Annotated in this window: 13 protein-coding genes; 7 read left to right on the top strand and 6 right to left on the bottom strand. The window is 59.7% G+C overall.

Annotated features, from left to right (window positions below):
* Window positions 1-25 precede the first annotated feature (25 nt).
* The 6 genes from Q8M73_01850 to Q8M73_01825 are packed head-to-tail and all read left to right on the top strand — an operon-like array spanning window position 26 to window position 5,479.
* Window positions 26-1,534 (top strand): class I adenylate-forming enzyme family protein, encoded by a 1,509-nt coding sequence (locus Q8M73_01850; protein MDP2287294.1) that lies wholly within the window; start codon window positions 26-28, stop codon window positions 1,532-1,534.
* 26 nt (window positions 1,535-1,560) lie between these two features.
* Window positions 1,561-1,992 (top strand): OB-fold domain-containing protein, encoded by a 432-nt coding sequence (locus tag Q8M73_01845; GenBank protein MDP2287293.1) that lies wholly within the window; start codon window positions 1,561-1,563, stop codon window positions 1,990-1,992.
* On the top strand, window positions 1,989-3,167 hold the full coding sequence (locus Q8M73_01840) for a thiolase family protein (protein ID MDP2287292.1): 1,179 nt from the start codon (window positions 1,989-1,991) through the stop codon (window positions 3,165-3,167). Before Q8M73_01845 ends, Q8M73_01840 begins: the two co-directional genes overlap by 4 nt.
* 20 nt (window positions 3,168-3,187) lie before the next feature.
* Window positions 3,188-4,045 (top strand): NAD(P)-dependent oxidoreductase, encoded by an 858-nt coding sequence (locus Q8M73_01835; GenBank protein ID MDP2287291.1) that lies wholly within the window; start codon window positions 3,188-3,190, stop codon window positions 4,043-4,045.
* Window positions 4,042-4,794 (top strand): SDR family oxidoreductase, encoded by a 753-nt coding sequence (locus tag Q8M73_01830; GenBank protein MDP2287290.1) that lies wholly within the window; start codon window positions 4,042-4,044, stop codon window positions 4,792-4,794. The genes Q8M73_01835 and Q8M73_01830 overlap by 4 nt, the downstream gene beginning before the upstream one ends.
* Window positions 4,795-4,819: 25 nt before the next feature.
* Complete coding sequence (locus Q8M73_01825; GenBank protein MDP2287289.1) at window positions 4,820-5,479, top strand: NUDIX hydrolase; 660 nt, start codon at window positions 4,820-4,822, stop codon at window positions 5,477-5,479.
* Here the strand turns inward: Q8M73_01825 and Q8M73_01820 are convergent, their stop codons facing one another.
* The 6 genes from Q8M73_01820 to Q8M73_01795 form a co-directional block, all read right to left on the bottom strand.
* Complete coding sequence (locus tag Q8M73_01820) at window positions 5,480-6,676, bottom strand: thiolase family protein (protein ID MDP2287288.1); 1,197 nt, start codon at window positions 6,674-6,676, stop codon at window positions 5,480-5,482.
* A gap of 18 nt (window positions 6,677-6,694) precedes the next feature.
* Window positions 6,695-7,081, bottom strand: a complete 387-nt coding sequence (locus Q8M73_01815; protein MDP2287287.1) for an OB-fold domain-containing protein — start codon at window positions 7,079-7,081, stop codon at window positions 6,695-6,697.
* Between the two features lie 76 nt (window positions 7,082-7,157).
* The gene (locus tag Q8M73_01810) at window positions 7,158-8,198 is read right to left on the bottom strand and encodes an LLM class F420-dependent oxidoreductase (GenBank protein ID MDP2287286.1); all 1,041 of its coding nucleotides are present in this window, start codon (window positions 8,196-8,198) and stop codon (window positions 7,158-7,160) included.
* A 30-nt stretch (window positions 8,199-8,228) separates the two neighbouring features.
* Window positions 8,229-9,431: an MFS transporter gene (locus Q8M73_01805; protein ID MDP2287285.1), complete on the bottom strand. Its 1,203-nt coding sequence runs from the start codon at window positions 9,429-9,431 to the stop codon at window positions 8,229-8,231.
* A 71-nt stretch (window positions 9,432-9,502) separates the two neighbouring features.
* Window positions 9,503-11,650: an acyl-CoA dehydrogenase gene (locus tag Q8M73_01800; protein MDP2287284.1), complete on the bottom strand. Its 2,148-nt coding sequence runs from the start codon at window positions 11,648-11,650 to the stop codon at window positions 9,503-9,505.
* 174 nt (window positions 11,651-11,824) lie between these two features.
* Window positions 11,825-13,057: a CoA transferase gene (locus Q8M73_01795; protein MDP2287283.1), complete on the bottom strand. Its 1,233-nt coding sequence runs from the start codon at window positions 13,055-13,057 to the stop codon at window positions 11,825-11,827.
* Between the two features lie 234 nt (window positions 13,058-13,291).
* Here Q8M73_01795 and Q8M73_01790 point away from each other — a divergent pair, with 234 nt between their 5' ends.
* Window positions 13,292-14,434, top strand: a complete 1,143-nt coding sequence (locus tag Q8M73_01790) for an amidohydrolase family protein (protein ID MDP2287282.1) — start codon at window positions 13,292-13,294, stop codon at window positions 14,432-14,434.
* Window positions 14,435-14,478: the final 44 nt, after the last annotated feature.

Genomic DNA, 14,478 nt, shown 5'->3' with positions numbered 1-14,478 from the left:
CCACGCTGAAATACAAGGAGTTGCTGTGAATCTGCTGACGTTGTTGGAGATGGTTACCGGCGGGTATGACGACCGAATTGCGGTGGGCAGCCTGAGTGACGGAACCACGTACGCCCAGCTTCGCGCAGCGGCCGCCCGCGGCGGCGCGCGCATCCAGGCCTCTGGCGCCAAGAGCGTGATCTTCTGCGGTGAGAACGGTCCCTCGTTCCCGATCGCGTTGTTCGCAGCTTCCTTCGCTGGTGTGCAATTTCTGCCTCTCAACTACCGCCTTGCAGAGGAGTACATCCACAAGGCGATCATGGGCATGCCTGCTCCTTACATCGTCACTGACAACCCAAGCGTTGTCCCCGAAGGCGCAGCTCAGGTCGTGGAGACCTTCGAAGACTGGCTGGCCGCAACTGGCGCTGGCGAGGTTCCCGTCTTTGAAAGCGAGCCAGACCCAGAAGACATCGCAATTCTGTTGCAGACCAGCGGTACCACCTCAGCTCCCAAGAGCGCAGTGCTTCGCCACAAGCACCTGGTCGCCTATGTTCTTGGTTCGGTCGATTTCGCGAGTGCTGATCCGTCAGACGCGATGATCGTTTCAGTGCCGCCGTACCACATCGCAGCCGTGGCAAATCTGCTCTCAAATCTCTACGCCGGTCGTCGCGTTGTGTACCTGGATCGCTTCACTCCCGAGAACTGGCTGGACACCGTGGAGCGCGAAGGTGTTACCAACGCCATGCTCGTTCCCACGATGCTTTCGCGCATCGTTGAGCACATGGAGTCCACCGGGCGTCAGGCCCCGCCAAGCCTGCGCGGCTTGAGCTACGGCGGTGCTCGGATCGCTCAGGCGACCCTGGAGCGTGCGCTTGGCCTGTTCCCCAACGTCGGCTTTGTGAATGCCTACGGACTGACCGAGACCTCGTCGTCAGTGGCAGTCTTCGGTCCTGACGATCACCGCGAATCCTTCATCAGCACAGATCCCGAGGTTCGTGCGCGGCTTGGCTCAGTTGGCAAGGTTCTACCGAATGTGCAGATGGAAATCCGCGATGGCGAAGGTGAAGCGCTGCCGCTGGGTGAAGCTGGTGCAATTTGGGTTGCGGGCGAGCAGGTGTCGGGTGAGTACCTCGAAAGTGGCCGCGTAGTTGACGACGCAGGCTGGTTCAACACCCGTGACCGTGGTTGGCTCGACGCTGGTGGCTTCCTGTTCATCGAAGGTCGCACTGATGACACCATCATTCGCGGTGGCGAGAACATTGCGCCTGCAGAGATTGAAGAAGTCATTCACCGTCATCCAGCAGTGCTGGAATGCGCGGTAGCCGGCGTGCCTGATGAGGAGTGGGGCCAGCGCATTGCAGCCTTTGTCGTTGTGCGTGAGGGCATGACTGTCACCGAAGATGAGATTAAGGACTTCTGTCGCGAAAAACTGCGCTCAGCCAAGACTCCAGACTATGTTCGCCTGCGTCACGACATCCTTCCGCAGACAGCGACCGGCAAACTCCTTCGCCGCAACTTGGTCGCCGAGTTCGCGCTGCACGTAGACGACAACTAGCCGCGCACTTCAACAAGGAGATCACCTTGGCCATCGACCTTGACATCCTCACGGTGCGCGTAGCACCGCTGGATGATCCGGAAACCAACTTCTTCTGGGCCAGCGGTGAGGATGGCAAGCTGCGTTTCAAGCACTGTCAGGACTGTGGGTACTACTCACATCCGCCGACACCGCGGTGTCCTAAGTGCCTGTCGGCAAACATGCAACCTGATGCAGTGTCCGGCAAGGCCACCGTGCTGACGTACACCGTCAACATTCAGCAGTGGGTTCCCGGCCAAGCGCCGTACATCATCGCCATCGTCACGATGGACGAGCAGGAGGACCTTCGCCTGACCACACTGCTCGCAGGCGTTGAGCTCGACGATCCCAACATCATCGGTATGAAGGTCGAAGTGCGCTTCCTGGCACGCGACGACGTTTGGTACCCGACTTTCGTGCCAGAAGGGTCGCCAGCATGAACAACCCCGAGCGCCTGTCATTCATCAGCGGCATCGGTCGATCGGCTTCGGGTCGTCGGCTTGGTCGCACCGCAATGGACCTCACTCTTGATGCCGCACTGGAAGCCATCGCAGATGCGGGACTGACACGCGATGACATTGATGGAGTGGCCACCTATCCCGGTGGCGACGCAATCATGTCCCGAGGTTTCGGTGGACCCTCAGCTGCGGCAGTGCAGGACGCACTGCGCCTGGACATCAACTTCCTGTACGGCTCGGGCGAAGGCTCTGCGCAACTCGGTTCGATCATCGAGGCGTCCAGCGCAATCGCAGCTGGCCTTGCCAAGCATGTGCTCGTTTTTCGCACGGTGACCGAATCCACCATGCAGGGAATGGCAGGTCGTAATCCAGGTGGCGGCATGACTCGCGCTCCGGGATTCCTTTCACAGTTCGGTGCTGTCTCAGCTACCAACTGGTTTGCACAGGTTGCACAGTTGCACATGCACAAGTACGGCACAACCAAGGAGCAGCTGGGCCAGATCGCACTGACCTGCCGCACGAATGCTGGTGTGAATCCTCGAGCTGTCTATCGCGATCCGATCACGATGTATGACTATCTGAACGCACGGATGATCTCCACGCCGCTGTGCTTGCTGGACTGTGACGTCCCTGTCGATGGTTCAACAGCAATGGTCGTCTCGCATGTTGACTACGCAAAGGATGCTCCCAAGCCATCGGCATTCATCAACGCAGTGGGAACAGCTCAATACGGCCGCCCGTCGTGGGACCAGTACGAGGACATGACCTCGATGATGGCTCAAGGCGTTGCCAAGCAGATGTGGTCACGCACTGATCTGAAGCCCGCCGATGTTGATGTAGCTGAGCTGTATGACGGCTTCAGCATCATTACCTTGGCCTGGATTGAAGCTCTTGGCTTTTGTGAGCAGGGCGAGGGTGGCGCCTTCATCGAAGGCGGTCAGCGCATCGCTCGCACAGGTGAGTTGCCTATCAATACTCACGGCGGTCAGCTTTCAGAGGGTCGCCTACATGGCTATGGCCACGTGTATGAGGCTGTTGCACAACTGCGAGGTGAAGCAGGTGAAAGACAGATCCCCAATGCTGAGGTTATTGTTGCGGCCAACGGTGGCGGCCCCATCGCTGGTGCAATGTTGTTGACCAAGGGTTATTCAAGCTAACCGGGAGTAGGGGTTTTCCGATGGGGCCACAGACACGGTATGGATTCATCGGACTGGGCAACATTGGGCTGCCCATGGCTCAGACCATCGCGCGTGCTGGGCTGCCACTGACAGTGTGGGCTCGACGCCCGGAGGCTACTGCTGATTTTCCCGACGTCGTCGTCCGTGCACGTACTCCCCGAGAGTTGGCCGCAAACAGCGATGTAGTCGGCTTGTGTCTCTTTGATGCTGCGTCAGTCGACGATGTGATGTTCGGAATGGACGGACTTGCGGGCGGCCTGAATGCCGGCTCAATCGTGCTGATCCACAGCACAGTGCTCCCGCAGTACGTCATCGACCTGGAAGCCAAACTCGCATCTGTTGGTGTCCGCGTTGTTGATGCACCGATCAGCGGTGGGTCACCTGCGGCAGCACTTGGTGAGCTGACCATCATGCTCGGCGGTTCAACGACAGACTGCGACGAGGTCGCGCCCGTTATTGAGGCGATGAGCACCAATGCCGTCCGGCTGGGGGCAGTTGGGGCCGGGCAGAAGACCAAGCTGCTCAACAACGCACTGCTCACCGCACAGATGGGGCTGGTGAATTCCATGCTGGATCTCGCAGATCAGCTGGAGATCGATCGTGTTGGTGCAATGACAGCACTGTCAACAAGCTCGGGCACCAGTTTCGCGCTGGAGATGTTCGCCCGGGGCTCGTCCGTTGCGACGATGGCTGCCAGTCAGGCGCGCCCGTTGCTGGCCAAGGACGTGCGCCTGCTGGCTTCCATGGTCGGCGAAGAAGCGTTGATCGTGTCTGTTGGTGAGGATTTTGTGAAACTCATGGAATCCAGCGTCGAAAACAGCAACGATGAGCCCACGGCAGTCGAAGGGACGTCATGAAGCATCAAGGCAAGGTCGCATTCATCACAGGTGGCGCAATCGGATTCGGTTATGCCTTTGCCGAGGCACTGGCTGAAGAGGGCGCCTCGATTGTCATCGCCGAGATCAATATGGAGTCTGCAAACCAAGCAGTCGCCAAACTGATCGCTGCGGGACATCGAGCAATCGCAGTCGACTGTGATGTGGCCGATGACGTTGCAGTGGATACCGCAGTCGCGAAGGCGATAGCTGAGTTCGGCGGCGTCGACATCTTGATCAACAACGCAGGACTGCATCTGACCAAGTACAACCAGCCCTTCTCGACTCTTGCACGCAGTGACGTTCGGGCATTGTTCGATGTGAATCTGATGGGCGTGGTCAACTGCTCGGTTGCCTGCCTTGAAAGCATGCGCAGTCGAGGTGGCGGCAACATCATCAGCATCTCCTCGATGGCCGGCAATATGTCTTCGTCTCCCTATGGTGTGTCAAAGCTTGCGGTGCGCGGCCTGACGATCGCCTTTGCGCGAGAGTTTGCTGATGCCGGCATCCGCGTCAATGCGATCTCACCAGGGCTGATGGCAACTGAGAGCGCCATGGCAGATCTGCCGCAAGAGATGATCACATCAATCGTCAATGACATGCAGGCCATTCATCGGCTTGGTGAAGTGGCCGATATCGTGAACATGATGATGTTCCTGATCTCAGACCAGGCCAGCTTCATCACAGGTGAAACATTCAAGGTCAGCGGCGGCGCCGCACTTTCGGTCTAGCGTCAATCAAGGGGTAACTCACGTAATGGCTGAACTTCAGTCGGCTGCAACAGTTGTCCTGGTTCGTGACGGCAGCAGGGGCATGGAATTACTCCTGCTCAAGCGTCCTGCGCACGGAGCTTTTGCAAATGCCTGGGTATTTCCAGGCGGCCGCATCGAGGTTCAGGACGTCAAAGGTGAAGACGATGCCGAAGTCGATGTGGCACGCAACGCTGCTGAGCGCGAAGCGCGCGAAGAGACCGGGCTCGTCGTCAGTGCTGCGAAGCTGAAGCACTTCTCTGTCTGGCTTCCGCCGCCCCAGGCACCCAAGCGCTTTCACACCTGGTTCTTCATTGGCGCAGCTCCCCATCAGGACGACATCACCATTGCTGCCGGCGAGATCGTTGAGCACGCTTGGCTGACTCCAGTTGAGGCGATTGCCCGCCATCAGCGCGGGGAGATCGACCTCATGCCCCCGACTTTCGTATCGATCAGTCGCTTCATCGGATTTGCGTCTGTCGCCGAAGCCCTGGCGTCAGTGCCTGATGGCGAGCCACCGCTCTTCGAGAGTTATGTCCTGGCTGTCGATGAGCGTCCGACCATTGTGTGGTCCGGGGATGCTGAGCACCCGACATCCAATGACACCAACGGCCGGCACCGTTTGAGTATGGGTGACCGGCCGTGGGTGTTTGAACGCGTCAGCTAGTTACAGCCCGCTCTTCTCAAGGATGTGAACGCCAGCGGTTGATCCAAGTCCGATGACATGGGCCAGACCGACCTTGGCGCCTTCGATCTGACGAGGGCCAGCCTCACCACGAAGGTGCGTTGCCACCTCCCAGACGTTCGCGATGCCGGTGGCGGCGATGGGGTGACCCTTTGACATCAATCCACCGGAGACGTTGACCGGCATCTTTCCGGTGCGCCAGGAGGCCCCGGAGTTGAAGAAGTCGATCGCGTTGCCAGGTGCGCAGAGCCCGAGGTTGTCGTAGTGCACGAGCTCTGCTGCTGCAAAGCAGTCGTGCAGTTCGGCGAGGTCCAGATCCTCTGGCCCAATACCAGCCTGCTCGTATGCATCGCGTGATGCATTGCGCGTGACGGTGTTGACGTCGGCCAGCTCCTGGTTGCCGTCAGTCCAAGGGTCAGTGGCAATGATCGATGCACTGACCTTCACTGCACGACGCTGCTGCTCAAGAGACAGGGTTCGCAGTTTGGTCTCGCTGACGAGAACTGCTGCTGCTGCGCCATCACAGTTGGCTGAGCACATCGAGCGAGTGTGCGGGTAGGAGATCATCGGATCGCCCATGATCTGCTCAAGGCTCATCGCCTTCTGGTAGGCCGCATTCGGGTTCAGCGTTGAGTGCGAGTGGCTCTTTTCGGCAATGCGCGCAAACAGTTCAAAGTCAGCGCGTGGGTCACTGTCGTTGTAGGCAAGGCCAATCTGAGCGAACAGACCTGCCATGCCAGTGGTGCCGATGTAGCCGTCCAGCGGCATGATCGCGCCCTGACGTCCCTTGGGAGTCCAGTTCTCCGGCATCGCGCCGGCTGTGTTGCCGGTCAGCAGCCCAGCTCCGGACAGCTTCTCGACACCGACTGCAAGGGCATAGTCAGCCTCACCGGCCTTGATCGCCATGACACCAGCACGCAGAGCAGTTGCTCCGGTTGCGCAGGCGTTGGAGACGTTGAACACGGGGATGCCGGTCTGGCCGATGTTCTTCTGCAGACTCTGCCCCTGCGTGCCACCCATCAGGTTGCCGTAGCCAAGGATCTGGATGTCCTTCATCGTGACGTTGGCATCCTTCATGGCAGCAAGGGCTGCTTCTGAAGCCAGGTCAAGCACGTCCTTGTCGGCATGCTTGCCGAACGGCGTCATGTGAATGCCAAGAATCCATACGTTTTCACTCATGTGGAGTACCTCTCGTCCTTAAACCGGCTCGAAGCCGAAACCGATGGCCTCAACGCCGCTGGCGTCTTTGCCAAGTGGGAATGTGGCGAGCTGAACTTCCATGCCGCGAGTGATGTTCTCGGGGATGGCCTCAACTCCTGTGATGTTTGCGGCAACGTCCATGCCACCGCAATTGACGATCCCTGTCGTATAGGGAACAGGAATGCCCTTCGCGGCAAACTGCACGATCGTGAAGGTCTTGAGGACTCCGGTGGTCGGAACTTCATACTCGGCGAAGCTCTCGTTGAAGCAAGCTGGGCAAGCATTGTGGCGTCCGAAAACCTTGGCCTTGCATGCTGTGCACTCTTGCGCAACGAGATGTGGCTTTGGCTCCAGCACCAAATAATCGACGATGGGAATCGACAAGGGTCCTCCTCAGGCGTGTTGGTCCCCTAGAACATAGGCATAAACAGCTGTGCGTGGGGCGCTATTCCGCAATTGGTTACATCATTGCCCGCAATTGCTCCACCGTTGTCAGTGGATCAATTCCAGGCGGAATCGTGATGTCCAAACTGGTGACGCCGGACTCGGCATAGGCCGCGAGCCTTTCGGCTACGAAGGACGCCGATCCGACCAAGCTGGCCTGGTCCAGCCACGCCTGCGGCACAGCGGCCGCGGCTTCCTCGCGCTTGCCCGTCAGGAAGAACTCCTGAATCGCCAAAGCTTCATCGACCCAGCCCATCCGCTGGGCCAGATCGTTGTAGAAGTTCGCGTTGCGAGCGCCCATCCCGCCGACGTAGAGAGCAATGTGATTGCGCATGCCAGCCAGCAAGGCCTCGCGATCCAAGTTCTCGCCGATGGCAACGGTGGTGTTTGCAACGATGTCGAGGGCCGGCAATTCGGCTGAGCGTCTGGCCAGCCCAGGTGCAAGCGCGGGTCCGAACACAGCTTGGGCATTTTCTGGCACCCAGAAGAAGGGCAGCCAGCCTTCGGCCAACTCCGCGGTGGCCTCCACTGACTTGTCGCCCAGGGCAGCGAGGTAGATCGGCACCACTGGTCGATCGGGCCTGTTGATCAACTTGAGCGGCTTGCCCAGCCCAGTGCCACCGGCCTCTTTGGTCAACGGCACGCTCACGGTCTGGCCGCTGTACTCCACGACTTCGCGGGCTATGACTTGGCGAACGATGTCCACGACTTCCTTGGTGCGCGTGAGTGGCATTGAGTAGGGCATGCCATGGAAGCCCTCAACCACCTGCGGCCCAGAAGCCCCCAAGCCAAGGTGGAATCGACCGCCGCTGAGGTGGTCCAATCCAGCCGCGGTCATGCCGAGCACTGCCGGTGTGCGGCTGTAGGCGTTGAGAATCGCCGAGCCCAGACCGATGGTCGAAGTCTTGGCGGCGAGGTAGCCAAGTGCGGAAACCGCGTCAAAGCTGTAGGCCTCCTGCAGCCAGAGCAGATCCAGTCCGGCGGACTCCATATTCTGGATCACTGGCGTCAGTGCAACGACATCCTGGGTGTAACTCAGGGTGTGGGACAGTCGCATCTGGGTTCCTCTCGACGGGTTGGGCTGACTCTAGGCGCCTAGAGTCAGCGCATTGCTCTCACGTTCGGCCTTGCGGAGCGCTTTGGGGCGCAGCACCCACGTGACAATCGCTGCGGTGATGCAGCCGTAGGCGATGACCACAGTGATCGAGGTCTTCTGCGCTACCGCACCGGCGATCAGCATGCCGATCGGCACCGTGCCCCCGAAAGCCGTCATCCACAGACCCATCAAGTGCCCGCGTCGCTCGAGCGGGACGTGGGTCTGCGCTGAGGCATTGAGCGAGATGACAACGATCTGGTAGGAGATGCCGAGGATGAACACCAGCGCATAGGCCATCCAGTCCAGACGGGCGAAGATGAGCATTGCCAGCATCAGTGTGACACCGATGAGCCCGACCGTGACGACGATGAACGGGTCTCGCTTCACGAGAACGGTGCTCAAGGCCAAGGCACCTGTGACCGCACCACCGCCAAGGCATGCGTACAGCCAGCCGTAGGCCGAACTCTCGACATCCATGCCGAAGTTCTGCGCCGCGATCGTGGGCATCTGATACAGGAATGTCAGGGTCAGCAGTGCCAGCGCGAACATGCTGAGAACGATCCGGCGGATGTATGGGTCGGTCTTGAGCATCGCGATGCCACCGCCGATGCCTGACTCACCGTCAGCCAGCTTGCGGCGCGGTGGGAAGCGCACGAAGTAGACCGCCGACATGATGAAGATGAAGCAGGCTGCATTGATTGCAATGACGCCCGAGGCGCCGATGATCGGAAAGAGCATGCCGCCAATAGCCGGGCCAATCACCCGTGCCAGGTTCATCTGCGTGGAGTTCAAGGAGACTGCTGCTCGCAGATCCGCGGGTGGGACCAGACTCGGGACAGACGAGCCCCAGGCCGGCCCGATGAGTGCGTTGGCCAGCCCAATTCCGAGCACACATGCGAAGACCTGCGCCAAGTGCAGCTGTGGTTGGTGCAGTACGAAAGCAAGGGTCAAGACGCACAGCACCTGCCAGAACTGCAGCGTGAGAATGTACTTGCGCACATCGAGTCGGTCTGTGAGCCAACCACCGACGGTGGGCAGGAAGAGCATCGGCCCGAGTTGAGCAAAGGTGATGAGTCCAACGGCCAGAGGTGAATCGGTCTGGCTGTACACATAGGCACCAAGGACGACCGTCTGCATCCATACGCCGATTTGCGAGAGGAATGAGCAGAGCAGGACATAACGGAAAGAGCGCACAGCAAGTGCAGACCGGGCGGTGCCAGTCTGTATTGGCCGTGCGCTCTTCACCTGTCCAGGTGCATCTGGGGTCAACGCAACAGCGGATCTCTTGGCATGCCCAGGATGCGCTCTGCAATGACGTTGCGGCTGATCTCCGAAGTCCCGCCAGCAATGGTGAGGCAACGGTTGAAGATGTATTGCGAAGTGATCTCCCAGCGTTCCCCGTCAACACCAGCATCGCCGAGCAGCTTCATCGCGAGTTCCGTTGAACTCTGCGCTAGTTCAGATACGAGCACCTTGGTGATGTTTCCCTCGGCGCCTGGACCAGAGCCGATGACGGCTCGAGCCGCCGCACGCAGGTTGAGCAGGCGGATGACCTGATCCTGTGCGATGAGCTTGCCGACCTCACGGTCGTGTCCTCGGTCAGCGCCAATGCCGCCAGGCAGCATGTCGATGAGCTCTTCGCTTCCTAGGCCATCACGGCCCTGTCCGCCGATGGTGACGCGCTCATTGCCAAGAGTGGCGCGAGCAACGGCCCAGCCGTTGTTCACCTCGCCGACGACGTCTGCATCGGGCACGAAGACGCCATCGAAGAAGACCTCGTTGAACATGGCCTCACCCGTGTTCTCACGAAGAGGACGCACGCTGACTCCAGGTGCATCCATCTTGATGACCATGGCGGTTACACCCTTGTGCTTTGGGGCATCGGGATCGGTGCGCACAGTTGCCATGCCGAACTGGCAGTACTGGGCGCCCGAGGTCCATACCTTCTGACCGTCAACGATCCAGCCGCCATCAACCTTGACGCCTTTGGTTGCAACAGCTGCAGCGTCAGAGCCGGCACCAGGCTCGGAGAACAGCTGGCACCACACGGTGTCGCCAAGCAGTGCCGGCCGCAACCAGCGCTCGACCTGCTCTTGGGTGGCCAGTTGTGACAAGGTCAGGCCCACCCAGCCAGTGATGCCCATGTTCGGGATCTTGATGTCAGCGAACTCTTCCTCGATGACCAGCTGCTCAATGGCCTTGGCCTCGCGACCCCAGGGCTTGCCCCAGTGCGGCACCAGGTAGCCGGTTTCCAGCAGCACGCGACGACGGTCTTCTTCAGCGGCAGCGGAGTAGGCGGCAATCGCAGCCTGTGCCTCCGCACGGAAGGATTCGGCCTCAGGCGGCAACTCAAGTGCGTAAACGCGGTGGCCGCGAGAACTGAGCCTGGTGAGTTCTTCGGCTGCATCGTCCGCGCTGCCGAACATGACCGCCAAGGCAGCCGAGCGCTTGAAGTAGATGTGTGCGTCGTGCTCCCATGTGAAGCCGATGCCGCCGTGAATCTGGATGTTCTTACGGGCGTTGAATTCAAAGGCTGGCAAGGACAGCGCTGCCGCAGAGGCCGCGGCCATCGGTCCGTGCTCTGGGTCCGCGCCGGTCCGGGCTGCATCCCAAGCAAGGGCGGTGGCCATTTCCGTCTGGATGATCATGTTCGCGCAGTGGTGCTTGATGGCCTGAAAAGTGGAGATCGTACGACCGAACTGCTCGCGAATCTTCGCGTAGGCCACGGACATCTCTGTTGTGACGCGTGCGCCACCGGCAGCTTCAGCCGATGCAAGGACGCGACCAAGGCGCACCGCGATAGCCGCTCCGCCAACGATCAGGTTCTCACTTGCAACTTCAACATTGGACAGGTCAACTCGCGAGTTGCGACGAGTTGAGTCGATGCTCTTGTTCGCAGTGATCGTGACGCCTCTTGTATTGGCTGGGATGACGATCAGGTCTTCGCCGACAACCAGTGCGAGATGCGTTGCAAGCTCCGCAGATGTCACCGAAGCTGCTGTGCCACTGACCTTGCCTGCATTCACAGTCAGCTTGGTGTGCACGGCGATGCCAGCGGTTGAGGACCCATCGGCGAAGCCAGGAAGCAGTGCCTTGTGCTGAACATCGGTGCCGGCAATGGCGATGGTGGCGGACGTGACAACTGTCGGCAGGAACGCACCAGGAGCAACTGCGCGACCGAGTTCTTCGACCACGATTGCCAGTTCTTCCAGACCGAAGCCCTGTCCGCCGACGCTCTCTGGCAAGTGGATGCCAAGAAGAGCGTTCTCGCGCAGCGCTGGCCAGAAGGAGGGAAGCACTTCTGTCTTGGCATCAAGGGTGGCGCGGGCCGCGCCCAGAGCATCGTGGTCGGCCATCAACGAGCGAACGACGTCGGCGAGGGAGCGGTGCTCTTCGGTGAGCGCGAGAGACATGGGTGGTCCTTTCAGATGTGCACAATCGGAGATCTTGAAAGCGTAGTCGAATTATCGAACTCTTTAGACCGAATCAATGTACTCGCTGGCTTGGGGTCAACCGCACAGTGCAAAGCGCGGCACGGACAATGTCCGTGCCGCGCCTTGGATGAGCAGCGAGCTGGTGAGCCAGGATCAGGTAACGGCGCCAGCGATCTTCAGTTCGAGCTGCTTCTCAATATCGAAACCGAGCTCGGAGAGGATCTCGTCCGTGTGCTCGGCGAACTGCGGGGCTCGCGAGAGGGTTGGATTCTCCTCGTCGAAGAGCACCGGGGCGGCGATGAGCTCGCGCTCCACGCCCTCCGCGTCGACCACCTTGGCAACCAGGCCATTGGCGCGAAGTGACTCGTCCTGGCTGATGTCCCAGAAGTCGGCCACCAGTGCCCATTGGCCGGTCTGCTTGTTGAGAATGTCCATCAGTTCGGCCCGAGTCTTGGAGCCGAACAACTCAGCTACCAGCTGTCGACCTTCATAGCCATTGGCCACGATGGACTCAGCCGTCAGGAAGCGCTCGTCGGTCTTCCATTCGGGCTTTTCGAAGACATCGCAGAAGCCTGGCCAGTAGGCGCCCGGCTGCAGCATGGTCAGCATGATGAATTTGCCATCGCTGGTGCGGTAGGCGCCGGTCAGCGGGTTGCCGGGAGTGCCCGGAACGGGCATAGACGGCGGTGGCGGGGCCTGACCAACCAGCATTGCCAGGTTTGAGCCGAAGGAGGTCGACCAGGCGCCAACACCAAGCAGGGATACGTCCACCACGGGTGATTCGCCGGTAGTTGCCCGCTTGTAGAGGGCGGCTGCCACGCCACCTGCAATCGTCATGCCGCCGGCATTGTCGCCATAGGCACCGGTGGGCATAGCGGTCAATTCGGTTGCATCGGCCCACGTCGTGGCGCGAGCAGCACCGCTGCGTGCCCAGAATCCGGTGGAGTCATAGCCACCCTTTTCACGCTCAGGGCCCTTGTTGCCGAAGGCAGTACCGCGAACGTAGATGATCTTGGGGTTGATGGCCTTGATCTGATCGACATCAATGCCCATCTTGATGCGGGCTCCGGGAAGCATGTTGGTCAGGAAAACGTCTGCCTGCTCCACCAGTTCGCGCAGGATCTCCTGGGCCTCAGGCTTGTAGAGGTCCAGCCCGATACTGCGCTTTCCGCGGTTTGGGCCCTCCATGATCGGGTAGAAGGTCGAGCCTGGAACCAAAGCATCCAGGCCCATGACTCGCACGAGCCCGCGCTGGGCATCGCCTGTCACGGCATGCTCGACCTTGATGACGTCTGCACCCCAGTCCGATAGGACGGCGCCTGCTGCAGGGACGAAAGTGAACTGCGCGATCTCTAGAACGCGCACCCCTTCCATGGGACCGCTCATGAACACTCCTTTGTAAGCCTGATCAACGAGGGATCACCGTAATGGTTGCGGTAGGGCGATGACTAGGGTTTTGTCCAGTGCACCAGCCCTGAGAAAAATACTTCGAAATATCCCTTGTCGTCCGATATCGCAAGTATTACGGTATTGAGTTACCAGAACGTTAAGAGCCAAAGCTCGTTGATGTCTGTATCTGCCCCTACAAGACGTACACATCCTTCGGGATGAGGAGGACGAATGCTTCCAAAGGACACACAAATCATCAGCGTTGATGATCACGTCATTGAGCACCCCAATGTTTGGCAGGATCGCCTTCCTGAGAAGTTCAAGGAAGCCGGCCCTAACCTCATTCGTGACGCCGTCAACGGTGATTACTGGCGCTTCGAAGGCGAAAAGGCCGGCAACTTTGCGCTCAACGCAGTTGCAGGTCGCGCCAAGGAAGACATCGCCATGGACCCACGCTCCTACGACGACATGCGCGATGGCTGCCATGACATCGAAGAGCGCATCAAGGACATGGACATCGAAGGTGTCCACGCCCAGCTGAACTTCCCGAACATGCCTGGCTTTGCCGGCACGACCTTGGCCATGGCCAAGGACAAGGAACTGGGACTGCTGTGCGTACAGGCGTACAACGACTTCATCATCGATGAGTGGTGTGCCCCATACCCCGATCGCCAGATTCCTCTGATGATCATGCCTTGGTGGGACGTTGACCTGATGGTCAAGGAGATCCACCGCACAGCCGACAAGGGAGCCAAGAGCTTCACCTTCGTCGAGCTTCCACACAAGCTCGGTCTGCCTTCCTGGCACACCGATCACTGGAACCCAATGCTGCAGGCGGCTCAGGATCGCGACATGCCGATCTCAATCCACTTCGGCTCGGGCGGAGCACCTCTGGGTGTGTCCAATGAGGGCATGTCGACCAACTTCGTCGTCGGCATCTCGTTGTTCGCACTCAACTCAGCAATGGCCACCGCAGAGCTCCTGTGCTCACCGGTGTTCCACAACTACCCAGGTGTGAAGTTCATCCTCTCTGAGGGTGGCATCGGCTGGGTTCCCTACATGCTGGAGCGCCTCGACTACGTGTGGGACCGTCACCGTTGGTACAACGACATCAACCGTGAGATCCCGCCATCACAGTTGTGGAAGACCAACATGTTCGCGCCGTTCATCTACGACGATGCCGGTATCTTCTCCCGCCACCTCATCGGCGTTGAGAACATCATGTTCGAGTCGGATTACCCGCACTCAGACAGCAACTGGCCGCACACCCGCAAGATGCTCGAAGAGTCTCTTGCCAACGTGCCTGATGATGAGGCTCGCCTCATCGCAGAGGGCAATGCTCGTCGCGTGTACAACTTCCCACGCACGACCTGAGTCCTACCTGATGTAGCAGAGGTGCCAGGGGCCATGCTCCAGGC

The organism is Actinomycetota bacterium, assembly GCA_030684515.1.
Classification (GTDB): Bacteria; Actinomycetota; Actinomycetes; order S36-B12; family S36-B12; genus UBA11398.
Note: the sequence above shows the minus strand (reverse complement) of the source record. Positions and strands in the feature narration are given on the sequence as shown.